Raw genomic sequence first — 792 nt, forward strand, 5'->3', positions numbered from 1 at the left:
ATAGGGAGATTATTAATCCTGAAATCGAGGCACTTTCTACCAGCGATTTAAAACCCATCGTCAATATCGTGGCCCAGAGCCGGGCAGCTTATTTAAAGTTCATGTATGAACTAGGAAAAAAATATGATGATCTTGATGACTCACCGAGTGCCGAGGAATTAAAAAAACTCAAAACCCTGCGCCTTCGCTTTGAAGAGCTTGCTGAAGGAGCAAAAGCTTTTGAGACATCAATTCAGAAGGGCTATCTAGATCTAAAGACTAATTAAGCGACACACTTACAGCTGGGGATTCAGCACCAGCTGTTGATTTTCTTGGTCAATTTTAAACTCAAAACGCTTGAGAATATCCATCCCCAAAAGCCCATCATAAGTAAAGTCAGATAAGGGCAAAACTCCCAAAGTAACATCCCCCATTGATAATCCTCCAAGCGAGACTTGACCCACCTGCACTTTGCTCCCTTTGACGGAGCCATTGGCGGTCTTGAGCAGCAGCTCATCTGCCTCATCTAAAAGGCTAGGCAAATATTCTTGAACAAACTCTGTCTTCACGACAGTCATTGAAGCACCCGTATCAATCATTAGCGACAAACTGTGCTCGTCATTAACAAGCAGCTCAAGCAAATAGTGCTCACCAATAGTTTGCAAGGGAACGATATACTGACTAGAACGGTCTCTAAGTTCAGCAATGGTATTTTCCAATAGCTGAACCTCCTCGCCATATTTAAGGTCATGCCTTGCTGACACAAGGCTTAGTTCAGCCTCATCCCACTCCTCAGAGACAATTAGCCAGTGA

The 792-nt window shown here is 43.6% G+C and carries 2 protein-coding genes; one reads left to right on the plus strand and one right to left on the minus strand.

Annotated features, from left to right (window positions below; all coding sequences use genetic code 11):
• A partial coding sequence (locus tag A3735_RS30025) for a hypothetical protein (protein WP_068637402.1) occupies positions 1 to 266 on the plus strand: 266 nt, incomplete at its 5' end.
• A 9-nt stretch (positions 267 to 275) separates the two neighbouring features.
• Here the strand turns inward: A3735_RS30025 and A3735_RS01060 are convergent.
• Positions 276 to 792 (minus strand): TIGR02281 family clan AA aspartic protease (locus A3735_RS01060; protein ID WP_197485566.1); only part of this gene is annotated, 517 nt, incomplete at its 5' end.

This window comes from Oleiphilus sp. HI0061 (genome assembly GCF_001635675.1).